Raw genomic sequence first — 24,775 nt, 5'->3', positions numbered from 1 at the left:
GGTGGCCCCCTACAGCGATGATCCCGACGACAACAAGATGTCGCTGGTGGAGCACCTGACCGAACTGCGACAGCGCCTGCTCTACTCCGTGGTGGCGTTTCTGGCCGCGTTCTTCCTGTGCTACGCGGTTGCCCAGTCCATCTACGACTTCCTGATGATGCCCCTGGCGCGCATCATGATGGAGGTCGGCGGCAGTCAGCGCATGATCTTCACCGCGCTGACCGAGGCGTTCTTCACCTATGTGAAGGTGGCGGCGTTCGGCGCCGTCGTGATCACCTTCCCGATGATCGCCACCCAGATCTGGCTGTTCATCGCACCGGGCCTGTACAAGCACGAAAAGAAGGCGCTGCTGCCCTTCCTGCTGGCTTCGCCGGTGCTGTTCCTCACCGGGGCGGCGCTGGTGTACTACCTGATCATGCCGCTGGCCTGGCGGTTCCTGCTGGGTTTCCAGACCACGGGCGCCGAAACCGTGCTGCCCATCGAACTGGAAGCCAAGGTGGGCGAGTACCTGGGCCTGGTGATGAAACTCATCCTGGCCTTCGGGATCAGTTTCCAGATGCCGGTGGCCCTGACCCTGATGGCCCGCGTCGGCATCCTGGGCGCCGACACCCTGGCCGCCGGGCGCAAGTACGCCATCGTCGGCGTGTTCGTGCTGGCCGCCGTTGTCACGCCCCCCGACGTGATCAGCCAGATCGGCTTGGCCCTGCCGCTGATCCTGCTGTACGAGGGCTCGATCTGGTCCTGCCGGCTGGTGGAACGCAACCGCCGTCGCCGCATGGGCGAGGAGGATGACGGCGACGACCCGGACGACGACCCGGACGACGACCCGGACGACGACGATGACGGCCCCAGGCGATCCCGCGCCCCCGGCAAGACCACCACGGCCGCGCCCGCCACCTCGGCGTCCGGCGCGGCGGCGGCCGAGGCCGGCAAACGCCACCGTCCCGACACGGCCGCCGACCATGACGACATGGATCCCGACGACGAGGATCCGGATGACGAGGATGACGGCCCGCCCGACACGGACTTCAACAGCGGCCGGTAAGCGGCAGACCAGCGGTCTCCCCACAACGGGGGCGGCGCGCCGCCCCCGTTGTCGTCCAGAACGAGAGGCCGGCGGCCCTTGACGAGGGCCGCGCAGGCCCTCGGCCGGCCATACGGACACCCCAGTTTCGACCCAACGGACCAAACCGATGCATGACGCCAAGTGGATCCGCGACAACCTCGACGCCTTCGACCGGGGCCTGAACCGCCGGGGCCTGGCGCCCCTGTCCGATCAGGTCCGGGCCCTGGACGAGCGCCGCCGCGCCTCGCAGACCGAATTGAACACCCTCCAGCGCCGCCGCAACGAGGCCAGCAAGCAGATCGGCGCGGTCAAGAAGCAGGGCGGCGACGCCCAGGCGCTGATGGACGAGGTCGCCGGCATCAAGACCCGCATGGCGGCCCTGGAGGCCGACAACGCCGCCGCCGACACCGACCTGCGCGACCTGCTGATGGCCACGCCCAATCTGCCGGCGGACGACGTTCCGGAGGGGCCCGACGAGGACCACAACGTCGAGATCCGCCGCTGGGGCGAGCCGCGCGCCTTCGATGTCGCACCCCGCGAGCATTTCGAACTCGGCCCGGCCCTGGGCATGGACTTCGAGACCGCCGCCCGCCAGTCGGGCGCGCGCTTCGTCATCCTGCGCGGCTCCATGGCGCGCCTGGAACGCGCCCTGGCCCAGTTCATGCTGGACCTGCACACCACCGAGCATGGCTACCAGGAGGTCAACACGCCCGCCCTGGTGCGCGACACCCCCCTCTACGGCACGGCCAACCTGCCCAAGTTCGCCGAGGACCTGTTCAAGGTGGAGGGGGGGTACTGGCTGATCCCCACCGCCGAGGTGACGCTCACCAACCTGGTGGCCGGCCAGATCCTGGACGAGGCCGACCTGCCGCTGCGCTTCACCGCCTTCACCCAGTGTTTTCGTTCGGAGGCCGGCGCCGCCGGCAAGGACACGCGCGGCATGATCCGCATGCACCAGTTCGAGAAGGTGGAACTGGTCAGCATCGTGCACCCGGATCAGGCCGAGGCCGAACTGGACCGCAAGACCGCCTGCGCCGAGGAGGTTCTCAAGCGCCTCGGCCTGCCCTTCCGCACCGTGGTGCTGTGCACTGGCGACATGGGCTTTGCCTCCCGGCGCACCCACGATATCGAGGTCTGGTTGCCCGGCGCCGGCCGCTACCGCGAGATTTCATCCTGCTCCAACGTGGGCAGCTTCCAGGCGCGGCGCATGGACGCCCGCTTCCGGCCCGCCGAGGCCGCCACGGGCGCCGGCGGCAAGGGAACCCGGCCCGTGGCCACCCTCAACGGATCGGGTCTGGCGGTCGGCCGCACCCTGGTGGCGGTTCTGGAGACCTATCAGAATGCCGACGGCTCGGTCACCGTCCCCGAGGCGCTGCGCCCCTACATGGGCGGACAGGAGGTCCTGACTCCCGATGTTTGATCCCATCCCCGACCTGTCGACGGCTCGCATCCTGGTGTCCAACGACGACGGCCTAGATGCCCCCGGCCTTGCCGTGCTGGAACGCGTCGCCCGGTCGCTGTCCGACGACGTCTGGGTGGTGGCCCCGGAAACCGAACAGAGCGGCGCCGGCCACTCCCTCACCTTGCACGACCCCATCCGCTACACCGCCCGGGGCGAGCGGCGTTTCGCCGTGCGCGGCACGCCCACCGACTGCGTGCTGCTGGCCGTCAAGCGGTTCATGGCCGACCGGGGGCCGGACCTGGTGCTGTCGGGCATCAATCGCGGCGGCAACATCGGCGAGGACGTCACCTACTCCGGCACGGTCGCCGTGGCCATGGAGGGAACCTTGCTGGGCGTCCGCTCCATCGCCCTGTCCCAGCAGTTCGCCGACGGCGACGCCATCCCCTGGGCGACCGGCGAACGCCTGGCCGGGGACGTCATCCGTCGCGCCTGCGCCGCGCCCTGGACCCGGGACGTACTGATCAACGTCAACCTGCCGGACCGCCCGCCGGAGCAGGTCAAGGGGGTGCGCCTGGCCCGCCAGGGCAAGCGGGTCGGCTCCAGCCGCTTCTCGGAGAACCTGGTGGAGCGGGTGGACCCGCGCGGCCGTCCCTATGTGTGGATCGGCGTGGAGCAGGTGCGCGCCTTCAACGGCGCCGACACCGATCTGCACGCCGTCGCCGAGGGCTACATCGCGGTCACGCCGCTGTGCATCGACCTGACCGACCAGGGGACCATGGCCTCCATGGCCCGCGTGTTTTGAACCCGCAGAACCAGAAGATCCGCCTCCTCATGGAGTTGCGGCTGGCCGGGGTGACCGATACCCGGGTGCTGAAGGCCTTGGAGACCGTGCCCCGGGACGTCTTCGTCTCCGACCCATTTCTGGAGCACGCCTACGACAACCGCGCCCTGCCCATCGATTGCGGCCAGACCATCAGCCAGCCGCTGATCGTCGGTCTGATGAGCCAGTACCTGACCCTCGCGGGCCGCGAGAAGGTGCTGGAGGTGGGCACGGGCTCCGGCTATCAGGCGGCCGTTCTGTCGCGGCTGGCGCGCCGGGTGTACACGGTGGAGCGGCATGCCCCCCTGCTGTCCCAGGCCGAGGCGCGCTTCGCCGCCCTGGGCCTGACCAACGTCGTCACCCGCCACACCGACGGCATGAAGGGCTGGCCGGAGCAGGCGCCCTTCGCCCGCATCATGGTCACGGCGGCGGCCCGCCAGGTGCCGGAGGGGCTCACCGATCAACTGGACGACGGCGGGGTGATGGTGATGCCGGTGGGCGACGAGGGCCAGCAGTGGATCATGCGCCTGACCCGCACCGGCCACCGCCTGAAGACCGAGCGCCTGCTGGCGGTGCGCTTCGTGCCGCTGCTGGCCGGCTTGCCCGGCGACGGCGGCACGTTCTAGCCGGCCCCCCCGGGCGCCGGATCGGATCGGGTCCGGCGAGGGACCAGCCCCCGCCCGTCATGACATCGCGTTCGCTCCGTGCCCGGCGGATGCCGCCAGGCGGGCGACCTTGGCGACATCCAGGCTGAGCGCGAGGCCGGCCTCGTCCAGGTCGTCCAGGCGAAACCATCGCGCCTCCAGCGCGTCGTCGCCGGCGACCGGTGTCCCCGACACCCAGTGGCACAGAACCGCGATCAGCAGGAAGTGCCGGCGGAGGCAACCGCCCTCGTCCCGGTCGAAGACATCGACGGCCGTGAACACCCGCCCGGCGCGGGCGCGCACCCCGGTCTCCTCGAACAGTTCGCGCACGGCGGCGCTTTCGATCGTCTCGCCAAAGTCGATCTTGCCGCCGGGAAAGCCCCAGCGCCCCATGTCCGGCGGATTGGCGCGGCGCACCAGGAGGATCCGGCCCTCGTGAAACACCGCGGCGATGGTCGCGGCGACGGGTCGGGGCGACGGATCCCCGGGGGGGCTTGGCTTGGCTATGGTCGACATCGCGGCATCCAGGCAAGAGGTCTTCTCGGAACTCCGGGATCACGGGCCGTGCCATGGGCGCGGACCGGACCCCGCACGGACGGTGTCCGGTGGGCCCCGAGTCTACCAGGGACGGGGAACCAGCGGTCATGGACCATGACCGTTGAAGTTCGTGGCCCGTCCGTCGAGGCGTATTGCCATCGCCCCCGCTTCAACGCCATCATCGGGGGACACCGCGCCTCGCCGAACGGAGGTCAGGGCCGCCGCCGGACCACCCGCGACCCGGACCACCCGCGACACGGGGCGCCGCGTCGTTCCTGTCTGAACCGCGCGCCGTCCCGGCGGCGTCCCGGGGAGGTCCCCTGTCTGGTCATGACGCGATCACCGCCCCCCCCCGCGCTTTCCCCGCATCCGCCCGGCCTCGGACGCGTGCCGCTGTTCGAGACCCTGGACGACTCGACACGAGCCGACCTCACCCGCCTGTGCGCCTGGAAGCGCCATGGCGCCGGTGAACAGATCATCGACCGTGAAGGCGACAGCCAAGACGTCCATTTCGTGGTCGAGGGCACGGCCCGCATCATGATCTACACGGCGTCGGGCCGCGCGGTCGCCCTGGACGATGTCGAGGCCGGGGGATACTTCGGCGAACTGGCCGCGTTCGATGGCGCGCCCCGTTCGGCCAGCGTGCTCGCGGTCACGCCATGCTGGATCGCGTCGCTGTCCGCCGGGCATTTCCTGCGCGTGCTCGGCCAGTATCCGCCCCTGGCCCTGGTGGTCATGCGCCGGCTGGCCGCCGTGATCCGCGCCGCCACCGATCGCATCGTTGAACTGTCCACCCTCGGCGCCAACAACCGGGTGCAGGCCGACCTGCTGCGGCAGGCGATGACGGCCGGGGTCGATTCCGCCGGACGCGCTGTCATCACGCCCATCCCCCCGCACGCCGACATGGCCAGTCGGGTCTCCACCTCCCGCGAGACCGTGGCGCGGGTGCTCAACGACCTGGCGCGCCAGGGACTGGTCACGCGCGAACGGGACGTGCTGGTGGTCAACGACGTGGCGCGCCTGGAGATGATCGTTCAGGAGGTGATGGGGTAGGCCCGTCCGTCCCGCCCGGCCCCCCACCCACCGTGCGGGACTCGATCCTCCGGGCCTTGCTCTCGTGGACATCACGCCCTGGGAGTCGCCGCCCATTGGGCGAGATCCGGCAGCATCTCGACCTGGAGGGCTGTGACCTCCACATGGATGGCGTCTTCCATGGAAATGGCGCGCCCCTCGACCACCAAGTCGGCCGCGAACGGCGCCGCCAGGCCCCCGCCCAGCGACCCCAGCACCGAATCCATGTCCCCCGATGCCGTCCCACCAGCGACCGGCACCAGCGCCGCGAAGGTCTCGTCGCCCATCCAGGCCAACAGGGCGCCCGCCGGCAGCGCGCCGGCCAGCCGTCCGCTGGTCTGGGTGAAGAGGACGCCGCCGCCCGTGACACCCAGGTGTTCGGCGATGCCGGCCAGGCCGTCCACCCGGATCACCGCCAGGATGGCACCGCCCCCGGCGTTCAGCGCAACCCGGGCCGCCTCGGGCAGATCGGTCGCGGGGACCAGATCGGCCGTCTCGGCGACGGCATCGGCGCCGAAAGGTCCGGTGACCGGCGCCATCGGGACCACACGCGGCGGCAGCCGGTCGGCGTCCGGATCGACCATCCGATCGGCCCCCTCGTCGCCGACCTCGTCGCCGACCTCGGCGCCGGCGTCACCGACGGGGTCGAGCAGCCGGTCGTCATCGGCGACCGGGTCGACCAGCCCGTCCACCGTCGCGGCCTCCTCCGGATCCGGAGCGGTCGGCCTGTCGTCCGGTTCTCCCGAGGGGGCATCCGGGGTCGACGCCGACCGCCGTCGCGCGCGCACCGGCGGCGCGGCGTCCCGCCCGAACAGCAGCCGCGCCAACGCCCATGGCGCCAGTCCCGCCACCACCAGCGCGACCATCAGCGCGGGTGGCGTGGTGTCGACCAGCAGCACGGCCGCGCACACGCCCAGCAGGCGCGCCGCCTGGGTCACCCCGGGCACCATCGCGCCGCCGCCCGGGCCGCGTCCGCGATTGATCCAGCCGGCCAGGGCCAGGAACGCGCCCTGGCCCGCGACCACGGCCCCGACCACGGGAGCCCAGATGACCCCCACCGCCAGCACCGCCACCAGATCCAGGGCACCGGCCATCCGCGCCGCGTCCCCCCGGGCGACGCCATGCCCGCAGGCGGCCACCAGCACCGCCAGCGCGGCCAGGGCCGCATGGCCCTCGGGCGCCACCAGCAGCATCGGCGGCGGCGCCAGCCAGGATCCCACCGGCGGCGGCAGCATTCCCAGCAGCCCGCCCCCCCCGAAGGCGCCCGCGTGCCCGGCCACCACCATCCCCAGAAGGTCCACCAGCACCAGCAGGCCCACCGCCCCCACCACGGCCAGGATGATCGCCACCCCACGGCCCAGGGCCGGCGGCGGGTCCTCGACGGCGGCGGACGGATCGGGCGGCGACAGCGGGTCGGGCGTGGTCACGGCGGCACTCCGAAGCGGGATCGGTCAGGAGGGCGGGACCGGATCACGGTCCCGCCACGACAGGCCGCCATCCGGGTTCCACGACACGGACGCGCGGACCTCTTTGTTTGGCCATCGTTTCGATTGCATACTGCCAGGGCGGATGGCGGCACCATGATTACCGCATTTTCCCCTGGCCACGCCATGGGCAAGCCCGCGCCCGGCGCGGCCCGCACGCCGCCATGGCCCGCCGCAGGGAGGCTCCCCATGACCCAGCCCCGACGCCGTTTCGGCGACGCCATCCTCGGCCGCCGCGCCGCCGAACGCCTGCCCGAACGCGTGCGCGCCACCATCGACGCCCAGCAGCGTGACAGCGAAATCCTCATCGGCTGGGTCCAGTTGGGCGTGGTCGTGCTGTTCGGCACGCTGTATCTGGTCGCGCCCAAGACCGGCATGAACACCGACTTCATGCCGGTGCCCTATGCCCTGAGCGGATACCTGGTGTTCACCGTGCTACGGCTGTGGCTCGCCTACCTGGGGCGGCTGGGACCGGTGTTGCTGGGCCTGTCGGTGATCGTCGACATGGGCCTGCTCATGATGCTGATCTGGAGCTTCCACCTTCAGTACGAACAGGCGGCACCGTTCTACCTGAAGGCCCCAACCCTTCTGTATGTGTTCATCTTCATAGCCTTGCGGGCGCTGCGCTACCAGACCGCCTACGTGGTGGCGGCGGGCGCGACGGCGGCCCTGGGCTGGACCGTCCTTCTGGCGTACGCGCTGATCACCGAATTGCAGCGCGGCGATCCCATGATCACCCGCGACTACGTGGCCTACATGACCTCCAACACGGTGCTGGTCGGCGCGGAGGTGGACAAGATCGTCTCCATCCTCACCGTCACCGCCATCCTGGCCATTGCCCTGGTGCGCGGCCGGCGGCTGCTGGAGCGGGCGGTGGTGGACGGCCTGACTGCCCGCGACCTGTCGCGGTTCGTCGCCCCCGACGTCGCCCGGCGAATCACCCAGTCGGGCCAGGGCCTGAAGCCGGGCGACGGCGAGGTCGGTCCGGCGACCGTCCTGTTCACCGACATCGAGGGCTTCGCGACCCTGAGCGAGCAGGTGGATCCCGCCACGCTGATGAGCATTCTCAACGCCTATTTCGATGCCGTGAACACCCTTGCCGAGGGGCATGGCGGCGCCATCGTCCAGTTCGTCGGCGATGCCCTGCTGATCACCTACAGCAGCCGGACCTGCCCCGACCACGCCATGCGCGCCGTGGCCACGGCACGGGATATCGTGGCCACGCTGAACGATCGCCCCTTCGGCCCCGCGGGTCACCGCCTGCGCACCCGCTGCGGCCTGAACACCGGCCAGGTGATCCTGGGCGCGGTCGGGTCCCCGAACCGGCTGATCTTCACCGCCCACGGCGACGAGGTGAATCTGGCCGCGCGCCTGGAGCAGCTCAACAAGAGCCACGGGACCTACGTGCTGATGTCCGAGGCCACCGCCACGGCCGCCGGCCTGACGCCGGACCAGGCGCCGCCGGTGGGCGCGGTCACCGTGCGCGGGCGGCAGGCGCCGACCCAGGTTCATACGCTGGCGACGGCGCCGCCGGACATACCGGGGACGCCGATGCTCCCTCAGCCCGACAGACCGCCGGCCACGCCGGGCCTCTCGGCACCCAGGTCGAACACCTGACGCGGTTGCGCGAAGCCGAGGAAGCCGTCGGCGGCGGCATCGGGGCGCGGTCCGTCGGCCGCGTGATACAGCCACGTCTTGCGCTTCACGTCGGCGGGCAGGCCCACAAGGTCGCTGTAGTGGCAATGGGCGCCACCACGTCGGCACCCTGTGTCGCAATCGTGGAAGATCAGCCGCGCGGCCCGGTAATAGGGCATCAGCACATCGGGCTGATACAGGCAGTCCGAGGTGAACAGCACCGGTCCCCCGGGGGCATGGATCATGAGCCCGTAGGAGCGCATGACGGCCTCGCCCGAGGCGATGTGGGTCAGCGGCACCAGACCCAGGCGGACCCCGCCGAACAGGAACGATCCCGTGGCCGGCAGCGGCCGCACATCGAAGAAGTCGTCCAGGGTGCCATGGCCGTAGTCCAGCACCTCCATGCCGGCCTTCAGGGACTCCCGCCACAGCGGTCCGGCCAGGTCAGCCTGGATATACAGAATCGGCCGGTCGAGATCCGGATTGAAATAGGTGGTGAACCCCAGCCATTCCAGACCGCCCACATGGTCGCCGTGCAAGTGGCTGATGTATACAGCAGAAAGATCACGCTGACACAACCCGGCCGCCTTCAGGGCATGGCGCGCGTCGGTGCCACAGTCGATCAGCAAACGTCCGCCGTCCTCCGTCTCAAGGATGGCGTTACTCTGGAAATTGTCTTCGGTCAGCGTGAAGGCCGACCCGGTTCCGAGGAAGTAAAATCGCATGACGCGGGTGATCCTGCCTCGCTTCGCGCGCCCGTCCCCGGTCCCGCCGACCCTCGGGCATTCCCCTTTGGCTCCTGGTCTGGAGTCACGTCGGCCTCCGGCCACCACAACCGGATCCCGGACCGTTAGAATACGAAGCTTTCGCCGTCCTGAACACCTGCTATGTTGGCGGGGGGCCGCCGTCGGCGACCCGGTCGGACCCCGGACGGGGGCCATACGTTTGCCGTACACAGGTCCTGGTTTCCATGCTCCGTCGTTTCAGCGTGTCCTTGCGCGTTATTCTGGCGCTCGGTTTTTCCGGCCTCGTGGCCCTGTCCACGGGCACGGTGGTCGGCTTCAACTTCTGGTCAAGCGGCTCGGCGGCCGACGACCTGATGGAGCAGCGGACCGTCGCCGTCATGCACGCCCTGGAAGGCTGGTTGCAAGGGCAGCTCCGCCCCATGGAAACCGTGGTCCGCAACGCCCAGGCCGTGGTGCACAATGGCGGCCTGGACCCGACGAACCCGGCGGCCCTGGACGGCTATGTTCGCGGCATCCTGGCGGGCACCCCGCGTCTGGAGGTGGTCGCGGTGGTGACGCCCGACAACCGGGCGCGCCGGTACGGCCGCGACAGCGATCCGGTGACGGAGGACTGGAGCGAGCGTCCCAACGTGGTCTCGATGCTGGAGGCCCTGGCGGCGCGCGCCCGGGCCGGCGAGACGGACCCGGTCTGGGGCAAGCCGCTCTGGCGCGGCAACGGCGGTCATGCCGCCTTCAACGTGCGCGCGCCCCTGGTCCGCGACGGCGCGCCCGTGGGCACGCTGATCGCCATGATCGGCCTGGGCCCGATCACCGAGGCGCTGCCGGCGTCGCTGACCACCGACATGCTGACGCCCTATGTGCTGTACGACCGGACGGCGGTCCTCGCGCATCCGCTGCTTGACGGCGACACCCTGCGGACCGACGACGCCGCGAACGCCGCGCAACCCTTGCTCGACGTCACCTCGTTTCCCGACCTGCACCTGGCGACGCTGTGGAGCGGCGAGGAAATGGACCTGCGCAACCCGGTCGATCTGCAACCCGGGTGGGTCCGGGGGGTGCGGCTGCCCGACGAGGAGGTCATCCACACCCTGCGCGAGGTCACGGACTTCACCCCGGCGCCCCTGTTGATGGGCACCCATTTCACGGTCGAGGAAGGCGCCTTCGCCTACGTCCAGCAGTGGCGGGCCATCTTCACCGGTCTGGTGGTGCTGGTCCTGGCGGTGGTGGCCGCGCTGCTGCTGGGCGGCTGGATCGGTCGGCCGATCACGCGGTTCTCGGCACTGGCCCGCGCGGTGGCCGCCGGCGACCTGAGCCAGGATCCGCCGAATACGCCGACCCTAATCCGCGAGTTCCGCGACGGCCGGGTCGCCTGGCGGGGCATGCTGGCGGGCCTGCGCGAGCGCGAACGCATCCGCGACCTGTTCGGCAAGTACGTCCCCGAGGAGGTGGCCCGCCGCCTGCTGGCCCAGGGCGACCCGATGCCCGTCGACCACGCCGAGGCCACCGTGCTGTTCGCCGATCTGGCCGGGTTTTCGTCGCTGACCCATGCCCTCGGCCCGGACCACGTGGTGCGGGTCCTGAACGCCTTCTTCTCGGCCATGGTGGCGATCCTGGAGCACCACGGCGGCATGGTCACCCAGTTCCAGGGCGACGGCATGCTGGTGGTGTTCAACCTGCCGGAACCGCATCCCGACCACGCCACGGCGGCGGTGCTGGCCGCCCTGGCCATGCAGCGGCGGCTGGACCAGGGCCCCATCGCCGGTCACGACCTGCGGTGCCGCATCGGCATCGGCACCGGCCCGGCGGTGGCCGGCGCGGTCGGCGCCGAGGGGCGGTTGACCTACACCGTGCACGGCGACGCCGTGAACCTGGCCGCCCGCCTGGAGTCCCTGAACAAGACCACCGGCACCCGCATCCTGCTGTCCGACCGCACGGCCGCCCTGGCCCCGTCCCTTCCCTACATGTCGCTGGGCAAGCTGCCGGTCCGGGGCCAGGGTGTCGATGCACGCGTGTTCACGCCCGCCGATGACACACCGCCCGACGCCCGGACGGAGGAGACAGGCCGCCCGTGAAATCGGCCCGGCCGTCGGCGCGGACGGGGCCACGGGTCCGATGGCCCCTCATCGCTCTCCTGCCGGGCGCGGGCCGGTATCGAGAAGCCCGGCGTCCAGCACCATCAGGCGCGGGCCGACGGTCCAGGCCAGGGCGCAGAGGATCGGCCGGTCCGGGTATACCTGGCGCAGCACGGCGCGATACAGGGCCATCTGCCGCAGGTAGACCGGGGGCACCTTGGCCGGATCGCTGGGCGGCGGCCGGTTGGTCTTGAAGTCCAGCACCATCACCCGGTCGTCGGTGACCAGCAGCCGGTCGACCTGACCGGACACCACCTCCCCCGCCACCAGCCCGACGATGGGCACCTCGGCACGGGAGCCCGGGCCGAACACCGGCGCCAGCGCGGCATCGTCCAGCACCGCCTGGACCTCGGCGGTGATCGCCGCCACCGTCTCGGGCGCCAGCCCATGGGCGGGCCGCGCCAGATAGGCGCGCGCGGCGGCGGCCCATCCGGCCGGGGGCAGGTCGGGCAGGCTCTGTAACAGCCGATGGATCAGCCGTCCACGCTGGAAGGGGTCCGGCGCGCCGGCCGGCGCCACCGGGGATGCCGCCGCCGGGTCGACCTCCATGCGCGACGGCGCCAGGGGACGCGACGGACGCGGCTCGGCGGCCGGCGCGCGCCACAGCCAGGGGGGATCGGCCTCGTCCGGGGGCACGGCCGCCCCCCCCTCCCCGGCCCCGTCGGCGCGCGGCGGGCGCACCTGCTCACCCCGGTGACGCCGAACGTGGGCATCCGCCTCGGCCACGCCGGCGGCCATCAGGTCGGGATCGGGCACCGGGTCGACGGCGGCGAACCCCTCCAGCGCCCGCGCCACCAAGTGATACCAGGTCCCGTCCGACGCTCTCCGGCGGGTGTTCCAGCCGCACACGATCAAACGGTCCTCGGCCCGGGTCAGGGCCACGTACAGCAGGCGGCGATACTCGCGCTCCTGGGCGACCAGACGCGCCTCATGCAGGGGCTGGGTGACGGCGGGCTCGCGATCGGCGGCGCGCGGCGCCCAGAACGGCAAAGCGTCATCCCCGTCGCCCTCGAAGTCGACATGGGTATCCCCGGCCGGCGGCATGCCCAGGGTATCGGGCAGGATCACCACCGGCGCCTGCAAGCCCTTGGACCCGTGCACGGTCATCACCCGCACCGCACCGCCGCCCAGCACGCCCCCGCCGTGGTCCAGGTCCCGCTTGATCTCGGTTCCGGCCACGGCCAGCGCCCGCAGGAAGGCGCCCAGGGACGGCGCCTGATCGCGATCGTGGGCCAGGGCCTGGGCAAGGAACTCGTCGATGGGGTCCTCGGCCTCGGTGCCCAGGCGGGCGATCAGCGCGCGGCGCCCGTCCAGGCGCTCCAGCACGTGGGCGAACAGCTCGTGGGGCGGCACCCGGTCGGCCCGGGCCATCACGTCCGACAGCCGCCGCCAAGCCCGGCCAAAGGCGCTGTCGGCGCCCGCGTGATCCTCCAGAACCGACCACAGGGAGCGCGCCCCGCGCCCATGGGCCAGCGTGAACAGCTCATCCTCGGTCAGGCCGATCAGCGGTCCCTTGAGCACCGTGGCCAGCGTCAGGTCATCCTGGGGCAGCAGCACCGCCTGGCCCAGGGCCATCAGATCCATGACCGCCATCTGCTCGGTCAACACCATGCGGTCGGCCCCGGCCACGGGCACGCCCAGGGTCTTCAGCGCCCGGGTCAGGTCACCGACGAAGGCCGTCCGCCGCCGCACCAGCACCAGCACGTCGCCCGCGCGGATCGGTCGGTCCCGGGCCGGCAGGCGCTCGCCCCCCCGTCCCTCGTCCCCGGCGATCATGCGGTGGATGCGCCGGGCGACAAGGCGCGCGAGCCGCGTCGGCGCGCTTTCCACCCGCAACCGCTCGACCGGCGGCTTCCAGGGCTCGGGATCGGCGCCCGCCGGCGGATCCACGGGCGGCCACAGCTCCACCAGGCCCGCCTGTCCCACGCGGGCCGGGATATGGGTGACGTCCGCCGTGGTCTCGGCCACGCCGTCGCGGGCGTCGTCGCGGGCGAACACGCGGTTGACGACCTCCAGCACCGCCGGCGTGGAGCGGAACGACACATGCAAGCCCACGTCCTCGAAGCGCGCGCCGGTGGCCCGGGCCCGCGCGGCGACCCGCGCGCGCATGGCCTCGAACCCCGCCGGATCGGCCCCCTGGAAGCCGTAGATGGACTGCTTGCGGTCGCCCACGGCGAACACGGTTCGCCGGGGTGGCGCGGCGGCGCCCGGCGGACCCTCGCGCCCCAGGCCGGCGTGGAACTCCTCGGTCAACGCCCGGGCCACCGCCCACTGGTCGGGGCTGGTGTCCTGGGCCTCGTCGATCAGCAGATGGTCGAGCCCGCCGTCCAGCTTGTACAGCACCCAGGCGGCGCCGTCGGCGCGTTCCAGCAGGGCGCGGGTGTGATGGATGAGGTCGTCGAAATCCAGCAGCCCGCGCGCCGTCTTCTGGGCCGCCAGGGCGCGCAGATAGGCGTCGGCCACGGTCAGCAGGGCATTGGTCGCCTCCGCCACCAGCGCCGCCCGCCGGCGCGCGTCCAGGCGGATCAGGCGCTCCTGTTCGGCGGCGAGGGCGTCCATCACCTCGGGGTGGCCGTCGCGCACCGCCTTGGTCGCCGACAGTCTGTCCGGCGGACGCGGCATGCCCTTGCTGTCGAAGAACACCTTGACGTACGTCGCCAGTGCATCCGGACGGGCCTCCGCCGGCGCCGCCAGGAACGCGGCCACGGCCTCGGCGCGGCCCTTGTCGGTCTTGGCTCCCATCCCGGCCAGCACCGCCGCCGCCGCGCGCAGGGCCGGTCCATCGAACGCCTGATCGGCGCAGGCGGCGGCGACCAGGGACCCGGGTGTCTCGTCCCCCGCCAGCCCCAGCCGCGCCTGAATCGCCCGCTGCGTCGCCGTCAGCCCGCCCCGCGCCGCGAACAGGCGCCGCAGGCGGGGCGCGGCGCCCGTCATGGCCGCCATCAGCTTGGGGAAGCGGTCCTCGCTGACCCGCTCGGTCACCAGGGCCAGGGCCTGGGTCAGGGGATCGCGGGCCGGGTCGCCCAGGCGCGCCGCGTCCAGCACCGTGCGCAAGGCCACCTCGGCGGCTTCCCGGGCGACGCGCTCGTCCATCACCTGGAAGCCGGGGGACAGGCCCGCTTCCAGCGGAAACCGCCGCAACACCGACTGGCAGAAGGCATGGATGGTCTGGATGCGCAGGCCGCCCGGCGTGTCCAGCACCCGGGCGAACAGGCGGCGCGCCAGCGCCATGCCGCCGGGAGACGGCGGCCGGCCGGCCAGGTCCGTCAGCGCCCGCGCCAGGGTCGCGTCGTCGGCCACCGCCCAGCCGGCCAGCCGGTCCGCGACCCGGTTGGCCATCTCGGCGGCGGCGGCCTTGGTGAAGGTCAGGCACAGGATGCGCTCGGGCGCGGTGTCCTCCAGCAGCAGGTTGAGCACCCGGTCGGTGAGCACCTTGGTCTTGCCGGAACCGGCGCTGGCGGCGACCCAGGCGGAGACCGCCGGGTCCGCCGCCCGGCGCTGCTCCCGCCCGGCCAGCGCGACCGGGTCAAGCGCGCCAGGGGACGACGCGGGGGCGCCGGTCATTCCCCCTCCTCCCCGGCGGCGGCCCATTCGCGCACCCGGGCCAGATGCTCGTAGTCCGAATACCGGGGGGCGACGTCCGGCACCGGACGGGCCGGATAGGGCGTTTCCGGCCGGGCGTACAGGTTGACCAACGCCGTCAGCCCGTCCAGCGCCCGCCGGGCCAGATCACCGGCATCGCCGGCCACGGGGCGGATCTCGCCCGGGCGCTCGCGCCCGCCACCAAGCCGCCAGTACTCCAGGCCCACCACCGGGGCTGGGGGAATCCCCGGGAACGCCCCGGCGGCGACCATGGCCGCCTCCAGGGGCAATTGCGGCGCATACCCGGCCAGCACCTCGCGTCCGGTGGGCGGCGCGCCGGTCTTGTAGTCCACGACCACCACGTCTCCGTCGACGGTTTCCTCCACCCGATCGGCGCGGGCGGTCAGGGTGAAGGGCCGCGCGACACCCGAAAGCGCCAGGTCGCCGGCAACCTCCACACGCACCCGGCGCACGGTTCCGGCGCGGGCGCGCTCCTGGTCGATGACCCAGCGGGCGGTGCGCACGAAACGCGGCCACCAGAACGCGGCCACGGCGGCGTTGTCGCCATGCGCCTCGAACACCGCGCGTCCCAGGCGCAACAACTCGGCCTCGGGGTCCGGGGGCAGGTCCTCCGGCCACGCGGCGCGAAACCGCTCCAGGGCGTCATGCACCAGCATCCCGTAGTCCTGGACGCCCAAGGGCCGATCCAGCGCGTCCAGCGCCTCCAGCCCCAGGATGAAGCGGGCATATATGCCGTAGGGATCACGCATCCAGGTCTCGACGCGGGTCACCGACAGGCGGCCGGGGCGCGCCTCCACCGGCGGCGTGGGCGCCGGCGGCGGGGCCGGCGAGACCGCCGCCACCGCCCGCAGGCGCCCCCCCAGGGCCAGCCAGGACGCCCCCCGCGCCGCCGCCGCCCGCCACGCCGCGCCCAGCCCGGTCGCCTGGGTGGCCGCGTCCAGCCGCAGCAGCCAGCGCGACGGCACCGTCGGTGTTCCCTCGACCCGGTCGGCCCGGGTCAGGGTCACGCGCGGCGCGCAGAACGCCTGCGTGAAGTCATGGGCCGACAGGCCGACGCGATGCTCCGGCGGCGACAGCCCGAAGGCGGCGCGCATCGGCCGGCTCATCCATGGGTCGGCGGCCACGGCGGGCGGCCACGAGCCCTCGTTCAGCCCGCCCAGGATCATGTGATCGGCGTGCCAGGCACGGGCCTCCAGCGGCCCCAGGATGGACAGGCGCGGGTGCCCGCCCTGGGGCGGCCGCACCACCCGCCCGACCATCAGCGCATCAAGAAGTCCCGGATAATGGCGCGGCGCCAGTGGCGGCAGGCCCTCGGCGGCGGTGATCAGGTCGGCGGCGAACAGGGCGGCCGCCTCGCCCGCCGGTCCCGCCCACAGGCGCATGGGTCCGGGCGTGTCGTCGCTGGCGGCCAGGGCCTCGGCGCAGGCCATGTGCGTCTCGACCAGCAGGCGCAAGGGCACCTCGGGGCCGGCCATCAGCGCGACCAGGGGACCCAGGATCCGCTCCAGCCGGTCCAGGACGCGTATCAGGCCGCCACCCTCCGGCACGCCCCGCGCGCGCGCCACCCGCCGCAGGCCATCGATCCCGGCCGGCGGACGCGGTCCGCGCAGCACCCGAAGCTCCAGGCGCCGCCCCTGCGCGCGGAAGCGCGCCTCGTCCTGGCCCCCGGCGGCCAGGGGATGGCGCAGCAGGTCCAGCAGCGGACCTGGCGCCAGGTCCTCGGCCGTCGCCCGCGCCAGCAGCCGCAGGATGCCGCCGGGCTCGGTCACCCCCAGCGGCTGGCCGGCCGAATCGTCCAGGGCCACGCCCCAGCGATCCAGGCTGGCCGCCACCCGCCGGGCCAGATCCCGGTCGAGCGTGACCAGGGCGGCGGTGCGACCCGGATGCTCCAGGGTCTCGCGCATCATCAGGGCGATGGCCTCGGCCTCCTCGCGCGGGCCGGGACAGGTGAGCCGGGCGACCCCCGCCAGCGCCTCGGACGGCAGCGGCCGGGCCTCGCGCCAGGCATCGGTGGTGGCCGCCGGACGCATGGCCTCGGCGATCAGGGCGCGGCGGCCGGCGGCGGCCTTGGGATCGGCGGTATCCTCCAGGGATGCCGGCCAGTCGGCCACGGCGCGCCGGTCCACGCCCAGACGCGCCAGCAGGCCGCGCAGGCCGTACTGGGGATGGGTGGGGTCCAGCGCCGCCCAACTGGCCTCGTCCATGGTCCGGTCCAGCCCCGGCAGCACCACCGCGCCCCGGGGCAAGGCCGCCACCACCGCCAGCAGGTCGGCGGTCGCGGGAATGGACCCGGTGCTGCCGGCGGCGATCACCGGGCCGGGCGGCGGCGTCTCGGTCCAGCGCGTGGCCTGGGCCGTCATCAGCCGGTCGCGCCGGTCGGCGGGGTCCAGGCAACCCTCGGCCTCCAGCACGCCGGGCCAGACCTCGGACAGCACGGCCAGGAAACGGACCGTGATCTGCCAGTGGGCGGCGAAGCGCTCCGGCGCCAGGCCGGCCAGCGCGCCGAGGGACACCCGCTCGGTCTGCACCTGGTCCAGCAGGCGCCCCAGGTCGGCGGCCAGCCACGCCGCCTGATCGGGCGTCGGCGGGCGCCCCCCGGGGTCCAGGGGGCGGGCGGCGACCAGACGCGCCAGCAGCAGACGCCGCCGCAGGTCGGAGACGGCGGGCGGCAGGTCGGCCAGCGCCGCGCCCTCGCCCGGCATCAGGCCGGCGCCGGCCTCCAGGACCAGGTCGTCCTCGTCGACGTCGCCCAGCGGCAGCATGCGCGGCAGCAGCAAAGCCCGCCCCCCGCCCCGGCGCAAGAACGCCTCGCGCAGGGCCCGACAGGCGCGACGCGTGGGCAGCAGAATGGTGACCGCCGCAAGGGCCAGGGGATCGCCCCCCGTGTCCCTGTCCCCGCGATACCGGTCCAGCAGGCCCGCCGCCAGCGCATCCACGAAGGGCCGGCCGGGGTCGATGGTGAAGACACGGGACGCGGCGCCGGTCATGGCGCCCTACTGGTCGCTGTAGGGACCGTGTTGGCCCAGCCGGTGTTCCGCCAGATCCAGGCCGGCCCGCGTGCCCACGTGATACCATTCGCCATCATGCGGCAGCGCCCACAGCCGGGTCTCGTCCAGCGCCTGGGTATAAAGACGGTTGAGGGAGAACGAGCCGGCCTCGGTATCCTCGAACAGGCGCGGCGCCAGCATCTGCACCCCCGCGTACACGAAGGGTGCGATCTCCTGGGCCCGTCGCCGGCGCGGCCGCCCCAGGGCATCGACGAAGAAGTCACCACGCCCCTCGTAGCCGTTGGCCCCCACCAGCCGCAGCACCAGCAGCAACGCATCCATGCGGGCATCGTCCCAGGCCTCGGCGAGCCGTGTCAGGGCCGGGCGAACCCCGTTGAGCCACAGCACGTCGGTGTTGATGACGAAGAACGGATCATCCCCCAGCAGCGGCAGCGCCTTGCGCACGCCGCCGCCGGTCTCCAGCAGCGCATCGGTCTCGTCGGAGATCACCACGCGGGGCCGACGGCGGCGGGCGGTGTGCGCGCGCACCTGATCGGCCAGGTGATGCACGTTGACCACGCAGGTTTCCACGCCCACCTCTTCCAGCCGATCCAGGGCGTGGTCGATCAGGGCCCGCCCGCGCACCCGCACCAGCGGTTTCGGCAGGGTTTCGGTGATGGGCCGCAGGCGGTTCCCCCGGCCGGCCGCCAGCACCATGGCACATCGTGGAATGGCAACATCACCGACCGGCGGAATCGTCACGGGCTGGTGATCGGCGCACATCATGTCGGCGTGATCCTCCGCCAGGGGGGCACATGGACCTCGAACCAGGTCCGCAGATCGGCCAGCATGGGGTGGGTCAGCGCCGCTTCCAGCAGGCGCCAGACCCGGGCGATATGCGGCAGGTAGTCGGACTTGCCGTCGCGCCGGTGCAGGCGGGTGAAGATGCCGATGACCTTGGCGTGCCGTTGCGCCGCCATGACCGCCCAACTGGCCGCGAAGGCATCCGCGTCCAGCGCCGGAAAGGCCGCCCGATAGCGGTGGCGCAGGACCGCCACCAGCGCCGGGTCGATATCACGCCGCGCGTCCTCCAGCAACGACACCAGGTCGTAGGTGACTGGCCCCGCCACCGCATCCTGGAAGTCCAGCAGGCCGCAGGCCGCCACGCCGCGCCGGCCCTGAAGACGCATCAGGTTGTCCATGTGGAAATCGCGCAGCACCAGGGTCTCCGGCACCGCGCGGGCCAGCGGGAACACCGCCCGCCACAACGCCTCGTACTCGAACAGCGCCCCGGCCACCGGCGGCGTGCCGAGGACCGCCGGGACGTACCAGTTGGTCAGCAGGCAGACCTCCTCGATCAGGCGGGTGTCGTCGTAGCGCGGCACCAGATCGGGGGGCAGGATCTCGTCCGGCGGCCGGCGATGCAGATCGATCAGCAGGTCCACGGCCATGGCATACAACGCCGTCTCGTTGGCGCCGCCGGAAAGGCATCGGGTGAAGGTCTCGTCGCCAAGATCCTCCAGCAGAACGAAGCCCTGGCTGGCGCTCTCGGCGAGGATGCGGGGCGCGGAATACCCGAGGGCCACCAGGTGATGGGCGATGCGCACGAAGGCGCCGGCGTCCTCGTGAGCGGGCGGGGCGTCCATCAGGATGGCGCGACGATCGTCCCGCACCAGGCGATGATATGTGCGAAACGACGCGTCGCCGGCCAGCGGCCGACAGTCCTCAAGCGTCCAGCCGGCATCGGTCAGGAGAGCGGCAAGGGCCGCCTGCCGGGTTGAGTCCACAGACCGAAAGGCCCATGCCGGTCTGTCATGCCACATGACAAGCACTCTTTCCCTGGCGCGTCCCCCATGCGCCATGTGGTGTCACGATCGCGCGTCTGCCGTCCGCGTCCTCGCCGGGCGAGGCATGCTCCAGCCGCACGTCCAGGCGATCCTCCGGCAGCAGGGCTCCCAACCGCTCCGGCCACTCGATCACCGTCACGCCGTCGGCCAGCGCATCCTCAAGATCCAGTTCCCAGACATCATCGGAACACTCAAGCCGATAGAGATCATAGTGGAAAACAGGCACGCCGTCCGCACCGTCGTAGCTTTGGACCAGGGTGAACGTGGGGCTGGGAACCTCCTCCTCCGGATCGCCGGTGCGCGCCCGGACGAAGGCGCGGGCCAGCACGGTCTTGCCGGCGCCCAGGTCACCCCACACGGCCAGCACATCGCCCGCCCGGCACCGAGCCGCCAACGCCGCGCCCAGACGCTCGGTGGCGGCGGCATCGGCCAAGGCAAACACGTGATCGGTCATGGCACATGCCTTTCCGGAATCAAGACTGGGCGGTGGCCAGGATCACGGCCACCCGCCGCCTTTTAGCCGCCCACGACGCCGCCCGCAATGCACCCCGGGCCCGGACGGGGCACCGAGACCGGGAAGCCGCCCGCGATGCCCGGGCGGTGGGGTTGAAAGGCACCCGCCGCCCCGCTATGCCATACCCGCGCGGCGTCATCGAACCGCCCGCATCCGTCCCGCGCGCCGCGGTCGTTTCTCCACGGCCGCCGCCCATGGCCCGCCCTGGAGTCCCCCGTATGCCAGAATCCTCCGTCCATCACACAGATGCGGTCGTCATCGGCGCCGGGCCGGTCGGCCTGTTCGCCATTTTTCAGTTGGGAATGGCGCGGCTGCGGTGTCATGTGGTCGATGTTCTGGATGCACCGGGGGGCCAGTGCACGGCCCTGTATCCGGAGAAACCCATCTACGACGTACCGGCCTTCCCCCAGATCCTGGGGGGCGACCTGATCGACCGGCTGCTGGATCAGGCCAAGCCGTTCGCGCCCACCTTCCATCTGGGCCAGCGGGTCGAGGGTCTGGCGCGCACCGAGGATGATGCCCGCTGGCGCCTGACCACCGGCACCGGGACGGTGATCGAGGCCCCGGTGGTGCTGATCGCCGCCGGAGCCGGCGCCTTCGGCCCCAATCGGCCCCCCCTGGCCGGCCTGGAGCACTATGAAGGCACCAGTATCTTCTATTTTGTAGCGCGACGCGATTCATTTCGCGACCAAAGGGTGGTGATCGCCGGCGGTGGCGATTCGGCGGTGGACTGGGCGCTATCCCTGGCCGAGGTGGCCACCAGCGTCAGCGTGGTGCACCGCCGCGCCCGGTTCCGCGCCGCGCCGGAGAGCATCGCCCGCCTGCATGCCCTCGCCGAGGCCGGTCGCATCGACCTGGTCACGCCCTATCAGTTGCACGCGCTGGAGGGCGCGGATGGTGTCCTTTCGGCGGTGGTGGTGGCCGATCTGGACGGCGGCACCCGCCGTCTGGAGGCTGACCGCCTGCTGCCGTTCTTCGGGCTGGCGACCGACCTGGGTCCCATCGCGCACTGGGGACTCGATCTTCAGCGCCACCAGCTCGTCGTGGATCCGGCCACCTGCGCCACAAACCTGCCCGGGGTTTTCGCCGTCGGCGACGTGGCCAGCTATCCCGGCAAGCTGAAGCTGATCCTGACCGGATTCGCCGAGGCGGCGGCGGCGGCCCATGCGGCCTATGGGGTCGCCCACCCGGGCGAGGCCCTGCATTTCGAGCATTCCACGACCACCGGCGTCCCCAGCCTGTCGGCCTGATCGTCCGCCCGAACGGCCCGACCCCCCATCTATTCCTGGGACGCATCCCGGCCGACGGGTCGCGCGAGGGCGGGGCGTGCGCGGCCGTTCGCTCGGGTTCGGGCCCCTCATTCGGCCACTTTTGGTGTCTTAACAGGGACTTGTCGGCAATTCCTTACCTAAGACAAGAGAAAGCAAACGATCAGAAAAAAGACCTTTTTCGCCCTGCCCGGCACCGATATAGTCAGATGGTGAGAGAGGGGTGTCGAACCAAAAGGCCGAACGTCCTGTTTTGAAGGACGCGGGGTATGTCGGTCTTCTAGGGGTTCCATGGACTCGCTTCCATTTACGCAAGCCAGAAGACTTGCCACGCATGGGTGCTGATGTCAGACATCCAGAAGAGAGTTTTTGTGATTTCTTGTATCTAACGGAAACCCATCCACATGATCGTTCGGATGTTGCTTGACGGTTTGCTGTCCCTGGGCCGCCCGACCCGCCCCGCCACCATGCGCGTGCCCTGGACCACGTCCACCGCGACCACCCGGAATCCCCGCCAGGACGGCCACCGGGTGCCCGCCATGGCGTTTCGGGGCCGCCCTGACCTGATGCTGGTGACCGGCGCCATGTCGGCCCCGGCCGTGATTCCGCCTCGCGCCCTGCGGGGCCGTCACCTGTCGATGGGCGGCCACGGCGCCGCCTGACCACGCCGCGCGACGCGGCGACTCGAAGTCGATGGCCGGGACGCGGCCGCGTCGGCGCCCTTGGATGACCATGCAAGCCGGGACCGAGACGGGGGGTACGCCAGCCATGACAGGGGACCATCGGGACTCGACCGCACGGCGGCCGCGTGACGCGGGCCGCCGCCGGATACGCCGAGGACGGGTCGCGCACCTTGCGCTGGGCGTCGTGCTCGGGGCGGCGCTGTTCGCCGCCCCCGCCCTGGCGGCCGGGGGCGGCGGCGGCCATGGCGGCGGACACGGATCGTCGGCGGCCTCGGCCGGTGACCGCCCGGACAAGGAAACCGTGCTGCCCCGGACCGAGGCGGACTCGGTCACCGGAGACTACATGCAGCTCAGCGTCATGTGGCTGCCGGTGCTCCAGAATCGCCGGTCCCGCTACGAGGCGTTCACCATCCGCCTGACCCCACACCCGGACCGCCGCGTGCTGGCCTGTTTCAAGGCGCCCTGGGCCCACGAGGCGGTGATGATGGCACTGAACGAACAGCCGGTCTCGGTCCAGGACAAGGCACACCTCGACGCGGCGGCGCTCAAGGAACGCCTGTTGGCGCGGATCGCGACCCAGGTGGGTCCCGGCCTGTTCACGGACGTGACCCTGGGCTCGGGCATCGTCGAGGTGGACCCGGAGGCGCAACGGCTATCGGAGATGTGCCGCTGACGACGGCGGAGACCGGCCTCCTACCGGGTGGACGGCGCCTGTTCGGCGTTCCGGGGTGACTCCCGGCCGTGATCGGGACCCGCCGTCGGGCCACGCGACTCGGCCTCGTGATCCGGCGCGGGGGCGGCGGCCGGCTCCAGGTCCAGGACGAACGGGTAGTAGCGGATTCCCCGATCCTCGCGCAGCACCTCGCCAAGATGGCGGAAGCCCATCTGTTCGTAGAACCGGCGCGCATAGGGCATGGCGCGCACGCGGATACAGCCCAACGCCCCCCGCGTCGCGATCAACCGCGTCAGCGCCGTCTGCAACAGCCGGCGCCCCAGGCCGCGTCCCTGGAAGTCGCCGCGCACATACATCAGCGTCAGGTAGCCGTCGGACTGGATCTCGCATACGCCCAGGACCTGGCCGCGCCGCTCCGCCAGGTGAATCACCTGGCCGGCGTCCAGCCGTGCCCGCAATGCCGCCACGGCGATGAAGGCGCGGAAGGTCGCGTGGCCGAGCGCCGTGTTGTCCACGGCGTTGAAGGCGTCGTACTGGGCCTGGAGGAAATCCCGCACCGCGCCCGCGTCGCGCGCGGTCATCGGCCGCAGGTGGATTCCCTCGCGCGTCACGGTCCAGAACGCGGCGCCACGCCCGGTGGCCCCCTCCGAGCGGACCGTCACCGGCTGGCGGGTGCGGGGGGGAAGCGGGTGCGGCGTGGCAAGGCTGAGGGGCATGACGGGCACACCGTGAGACGGGACGCGGACAGACCGGCGCGCGGCCGGGGGACACGCTTGTCGGGGCAGACCCCGGGCGTTAGACAGGGCGGCAGGGGAACCCGTGCCGTCCAGGCTTACGATAGCGCAGTCCTGACTTGAAGAACATCCGGTAACCCCCTCGAAATCAAATTATTTCATCCAGGAACCCCATGGCGCGCCTTTTCCGGTCCCATCCCCCCGCCCCCCTCGCCACGCGCGCGCGCGGGATCGTCCGCCGCTGGCGATCCCGGCACACCGCCCTAGTCCGGCGGTGGCCGCTGGGGATGACCTTCGCCTGGGTGGTCCTGGCCTGCCTCCTGTCCATCGCCCTGCTCGACCAGCCCCTGGCCCTGGCCCTGAAGGCGCGGGTCGACGGCGACTGGCAAGGCTTCTGGCGCGTGCTCACCGCGCTGGGGTCGGGCTGGCCCTGGTACACCCTGGGCCTGGCCACCTGGGGCGTCTGCCGCTGGCGCGAGGCCCGGTCACGCTGGCCCGACTCCTCGGCCCGCTGGGCGGCGCGCGCGCGGGCCACCGCGTTCCTGCTGGCGGGACTGGCGCTCAGCGGCGTGCTGGTGACCGCGTTGAAGGCCCTGTTCGGGCGACTGCGGCCCGTCTGGCTGTTCCGCGAGGGCGAGTACGGGTTCGCGCCGCTGTCGTTCGAGTGGGCCGCCAACAGCTTTCCCTCGGGCCACTCGCAGACCATCTGGGCGGCGATGACGGCGCTGATGCTGATCTTCCCGCGCCACTGGCCCACCTGGGTCACCCTGGGGATCCTGGTGGCCGCGAGCCGCCTGTTCCTGACCGTGCACTACCTGTCGGACGTGCTGATGGGCAGCCTCATCGGCATCGCCACGGTGGTGCTTCTGGCGCGCTGGGCGCGGCGCCGGGGCCACGACATCCGCCTGGGCAACCCCCGTTAGATCAAG

General features: G+C 72.0%; 20 protein-coding genes. 11 read left to right on the top strand and 9 right to left on the bottom strand.

The genetic code is table 11. The annotated features are described in order from the left end of the window. Position 1 precedes the first annotated feature (1 nt). The 4 genes from tatC to GGD89_RS01630 all read left to right on the top strand — a co-directional run bounded on the left by tatC (position 2) and on the right by GGD89_RS01630 (position 3,914). The gene (tatC, locus tag GGD89_RS01645; RefSeq protein ID WP_343058498.1) at positions 2 to 1,045 is read left to right on the top strand and encodes a twin-arginine translocase subunit TatC; all 1,044 of its coding nucleotides are present in this window, start codon (positions 2 to 4) and stop codon (positions 1,043 to 1,045) included. 148 nt (positions 1,046 to 1,193) lie between these two features. Beyond that, complete coding sequence (gene serS, locus GGD89_RS01640; RefSeq protein ID WP_184042365.1) at positions 1,194 to 2,486, top strand: serine--tRNA ligase; 1,293 nt, start codon at positions 1,194 to 1,196, stop codon at positions 2,484 to 2,486. After that, the gene (gene surE, locus GGD89_RS01635) at positions 2,479 to 3,270 is read left to right on the top strand and encodes a 5'/3'-nucleotidase SurE (RefSeq protein WP_184042364.1); all 792 of its coding nucleotides are present in this window, start codon (positions 2,479 to 2,481) and stop codon (positions 3,268 to 3,270) included. The genes serS and surE overlap by 8 nt, the downstream gene beginning before the upstream one ends. After that, the gene (locus tag GGD89_RS01630; RefSeq protein ID WP_184042363.1) at positions 3,267 to 3,914 is read left to right on the top strand and encodes a protein-L-isoaspartate(D-aspartate) O-methyltransferase; all 648 of its coding nucleotides are present in this window, start codon (positions 3,267 to 3,269) and stop codon (positions 3,912 to 3,914) included. The genes surE and GGD89_RS01630 overlap by 4 nt, the downstream gene beginning before the upstream one ends. A gap of 57 nt (positions 3,915 to 3,971) precedes the next feature. On the opposite strand, the gene GGD89_RS01625 is transcribed toward GGD89_RS01630, so the two are convergent. Then, a complete protein-coding gene (locus tag GGD89_RS01625) occupies positions 3,972 to 4,448 on the bottom strand; it encodes an NUDIX hydrolase (protein ID WP_184042362.1) in 477 nt (158 codons plus the stop codon). Between the two features lie 408 nt (positions 4,449 to 4,856). Between GGD89_RS01625 and GGD89_RS01620 the strand changes: the two genes are divergently transcribed. Continuing rightward, positions 4,857 to 5,522, top strand: a complete 666-nt coding sequence (locus GGD89_RS01620; RefSeq protein ID WP_343058496.1) for a Crp/Fnr family transcriptional regulator — start codon at positions 4,857 to 4,859, stop codon at positions 5,520 to 5,522. 71 nt (positions 5,523 to 5,593) lie between these two features. Here GGD89_RS01620 and GGD89_RS01615 read toward each other — a convergent pair whose 3' ends face one another. Further along, a complete protein-coding gene (locus GGD89_RS01615) occupies positions 5,594 to 6,967 on the bottom strand; it encodes a hypothetical protein (protein WP_184042360.1) in 1,374 nt (457 codons plus the stop codon). 246 nt (positions 6,968 to 7,213) lie between these two features. Here GGD89_RS01615 and GGD89_RS01610 point away from each other — a divergent pair, with 246 nt between their 5' ends. Continuing rightward, positions 7,214 to 8,641: an adenylate/guanylate cyclase domain-containing protein gene (locus GGD89_RS01610; protein ID WP_184042359.1), complete on the top strand. Its 1,428-nt coding sequence runs from the start codon at positions 7,214 to 7,216 to the stop codon at positions 8,639 to 8,641. Here the strand turns inward: GGD89_RS01610 and GGD89_RS01605 are convergent. Further along, positions 8,584 to 9,384: an MBL fold metallo-hydrolase gene (locus tag GGD89_RS01605; RefSeq protein WP_184042358.1), complete on the bottom strand. Its 801-nt coding sequence runs from the start codon at positions 9,382 to 9,384 to the stop codon at positions 8,584 to 8,586. The two genes, GGD89_RS01610 and GGD89_RS01605, sit on opposite strands and share 58 nt — an antisense overlap. Before the next feature lie 245 nt (positions 9,385 to 9,629). Here GGD89_RS01605 and GGD89_RS01600 point away from each other — a divergent pair, with 245 nt between their 5' ends. Then, the gene (locus GGD89_RS01600) at positions 9,630 to 11,477 is read left to right on the top strand and encodes an adenylate/guanylate cyclase domain-containing protein (RefSeq protein WP_184042357.1); all 1,848 of its coding nucleotides are present in this window, start codon (positions 9,630 to 9,632) and stop codon (positions 11,475 to 11,477) included. 48 nt (positions 11,478 to 11,525) lie between these two features. On the opposite strand, the gene addA is transcribed toward GGD89_RS01600, so the two are convergent. From addA to tsaE, 5 genes are read right to left on the bottom strand one after another with little or no spacing between them, the layout of a single operon-like run. Continuing rightward, the gene (gene addA / locus GGD89_RS01595; RefSeq protein WP_184042356.1) at positions 11,526 to 15,101 is read right to left on the bottom strand and encodes a double-strand break repair helicase AddA; all 3,576 of its coding nucleotides are present in this window, start codon (positions 15,099 to 15,101) and stop codon (positions 11,526 to 11,528) included. Then, complete coding sequence (gene addB / locus GGD89_RS01590; RefSeq protein WP_184042355.1) at positions 15,098 to 18,127, bottom strand: double-strand break repair protein AddB; 3,030 nt, start codon at positions 18,125 to 18,127, stop codon at positions 15,098 to 15,100. Before addB ends, addA begins: the two co-directional genes overlap by 4 nt. A 6-nt stretch (positions 18,128 to 18,133) precedes the next feature. Next, the gene (locus tag GGD89_RS01585) at positions 18,134 to 18,913 is read right to left on the bottom strand and encodes a nucleotidyltransferase family protein (protein WP_246422259.1); all 780 of its coding nucleotides are present in this window, start codon (positions 18,911 to 18,913) and stop codon (positions 18,134 to 18,136) included. After that, complete coding sequence (locus GGD89_RS01580) at positions 18,910 to 19,950, bottom strand: aminoglycoside phosphotransferase family protein (protein ID WP_184042354.1); 1,041 nt, start codon at positions 19,948 to 19,950, stop codon at positions 18,910 to 18,912. The genes GGD89_RS01585 and GGD89_RS01580 overlap by 4 nt, the downstream gene beginning before the upstream one ends. Then, the gene (gene tsaE, locus GGD89_RS01575; protein ID WP_184042353.1) at positions 19,940 to 20,428 is read right to left on the bottom strand and encodes a tRNA (adenosine(37)-N6)-threonylcarbamoyltransferase complex ATPase subunit type 1 TsaE; all 489 of its coding nucleotides are present in this window, start codon (positions 20,426 to 20,428) and stop codon (positions 19,940 to 19,942) included. Before tsaE ends, GGD89_RS01580 begins: the two co-directional genes overlap by 11 nt. A gap of 278 nt (positions 20,429 to 20,706) precedes the next feature. Here tsaE and GGD89_RS01570 point away from each other — a divergent pair, with 278 nt between their 5' ends. The 3 genes from GGD89_RS01570 to GGD89_RS01560 all read left to right on the top strand — a co-directional run bounded on the left by GGD89_RS01570 (position 20,707) and on the right by GGD89_RS01560 (position 23,112). Next, positions 20,707 to 21,738, top strand: coding sequence for an NAD(P)/FAD-dependent oxidoreductase (locus GGD89_RS01570; RefSeq protein ID WP_184042352.1), 1,032 nt, complete (start codon positions 20,707 to 20,709; stop codon positions 21,736 to 21,738). Positions 21,739 to 22,160: 422 nt separating this feature from the next. Further along, positions 22,161 to 22,418 (top strand): hypothetical protein, encoded by a 258-nt coding sequence (locus GGD89_RS01565; protein ID WP_184042351.1) that lies wholly within the window; start codon positions 22,161 to 22,163, stop codon positions 22,416 to 22,418. A 106-nt stretch (positions 22,419 to 22,524) separates the two neighbouring features. Next, positions 22,525 to 23,112, top strand: coding sequence for a hypothetical protein (locus GGD89_RS01560; RefSeq protein WP_184042350.1), 588 nt, complete (start codon positions 22,525 to 22,527; stop codon positions 23,110 to 23,112). A gap of 20 nt (positions 23,113 to 23,132) precedes the next feature. Here the strand turns inward: GGD89_RS01560 and GGD89_RS01555 are convergent, their stop codons facing one another. Further along, positions 23,133 to 23,828 carry a GNAT family N-acetyltransferase gene (locus GGD89_RS01555; protein ID WP_184042349.1) on the bottom strand — a complete coding sequence of 232 codons (696 nt, stop codon included), beginning with the start codon at positions 23,826 to 23,828 and terminating at the stop codon, positions 23,133 to 23,135. Positions 23,829 to 24,133: 305 nt separating this feature from the next. On the opposite strand from GGD89_RS01555, the gene GGD89_RS01550 reads away from it, so the two are divergent. Beyond that, on the top strand, positions 24,134 to 24,769 hold the full coding sequence (locus GGD89_RS01550) for a phosphatase PAP2 family protein (RefSeq protein ID WP_246422257.1): 636 nt from the start codon (positions 24,134 to 24,136) through the stop codon (positions 24,767 to 24,769). Positions 24,770 to 24,775 lie beyond the last annotated feature (6 nt).

It is taken from the genome of Roseospira visakhapatnamensis (assembly GCF_014197915.1).
Lineage (GTDB): Bacteria > Pseudomonadota > Alphaproteobacteria > Rhodospirillales > Rhodospirillaceae > Rhodospira > Rhodospira visakhapatnamensis.
The sequence above is the reverse complement of the archived record's forward strand: the minus strand, read 5'-3'. Positions and strand labels throughout refer to the sequence as shown.

Excerpts from the sequence above, each read along its gene's own strand:
- serS (WP_184042365.1), top strand. The coding sequence starts at position 1,194 with ATGCATGACGCCAAGTGGATCCGCGACAACCTCGACGCCTTCGACCGG.
- surE (WP_184042364.1), top strand. The coding sequence starts at position 2,479 with ATGTTTGATCCCATCCCCGACCTGTCGACGGCTCGCATCCTGGTGTCC.
- GGD89_RS01625 (WP_184042362.1), bottom strand. The coding sequence starts at position 4,448 with ATGTCGACCATAGCCAAGCCAAGCCCCCCCGGGGATCCGTCGCCCCGA.
- GGD89_RS01610 (WP_184042359.1), top strand. The coding sequence starts at position 7,214 with ATGACCCAGCCCCGACGCCGTTTCGGCGACGCCATCCTCGGCCGCCGC.
- GGD89_RS01605 (WP_184042358.1), bottom strand. The coding sequence starts at position 9,384 with ATGCGATTTTACTTCCTCGGAACCGGGTCGGCCTTCACGCTGACCGAA.
- GGD89_RS01600 (WP_184042357.1), top strand. The coding sequence starts at position 9,630 with ATGCTCCGTCGTTTCAGCGTGTCCTTGCGCGTTATTCTGGCGCTCGGT.
- addA (WP_184042356.1), bottom strand. The coding sequence starts at position 15,101 with ATGACCGGCGCCCCCGCGTCGTCCCCTGGCGCGCTTGACCCGGTCGCG.
- addB (WP_184042355.1), bottom strand. The coding sequence starts at position 18,127 with ATGACCGGCGCCGCGTCCCGTGTCTTCACCATCGACCCCGGCCGGCCC.
- GGD89_RS01585 (WP_246422259.1), bottom strand. The coding sequence starts at position 18,913 with ATGATGTGCGCCGATCACCAGCCCGTGACGATTCCGCCGGTCGGTGAT.
- GGD89_RS01580 (WP_184042354.1), bottom strand. The coding sequence starts at position 19,950 with ATGTGGCATGACAGACCGGCATGGGCCTTTCGGTCTGTGGACTCAACC.
- tsaE (WP_184042353.1), bottom strand. The coding sequence starts at position 20,428 with ATGACCGATCACGTGTTTGCCTTGGCCGATGCCGCCGCCACCGAGCGT.
- GGD89_RS01570 (WP_184042352.1), top strand. The coding sequence starts at position 20,707 with ATGCCAGAATCCTCCGTCCATCACACAGATGCGGTCGTCATCGGCGCC.
- GGD89_RS01565 (WP_184042351.1), top strand. The coding sequence starts at position 22,161 with ATGATCGTTCGGATGTTGCTTGACGGTTTGCTGTCCCTGGGCCGCCCG.
- GGD89_RS01560 (WP_184042350.1), top strand. The coding sequence starts at position 22,525 with ATGACAGGGGACCATCGGGACTCGACCGCACGGCGGCCGCGTGACGCG.
- GGD89_RS01555 (WP_184042349.1), bottom strand. The coding sequence starts at position 23,828 with ATGCCCCTCAGCCTTGCCACGCCGCACCCGCTTCCCCCCCGCACCCGC.
- GGD89_RS01550 (WP_246422257.1), top strand. The coding sequence starts at position 24,134 with ATGACCTTCGCCTGGGTGGTCCTGGCCTGCCTCCTGTCCATCGCCCTG.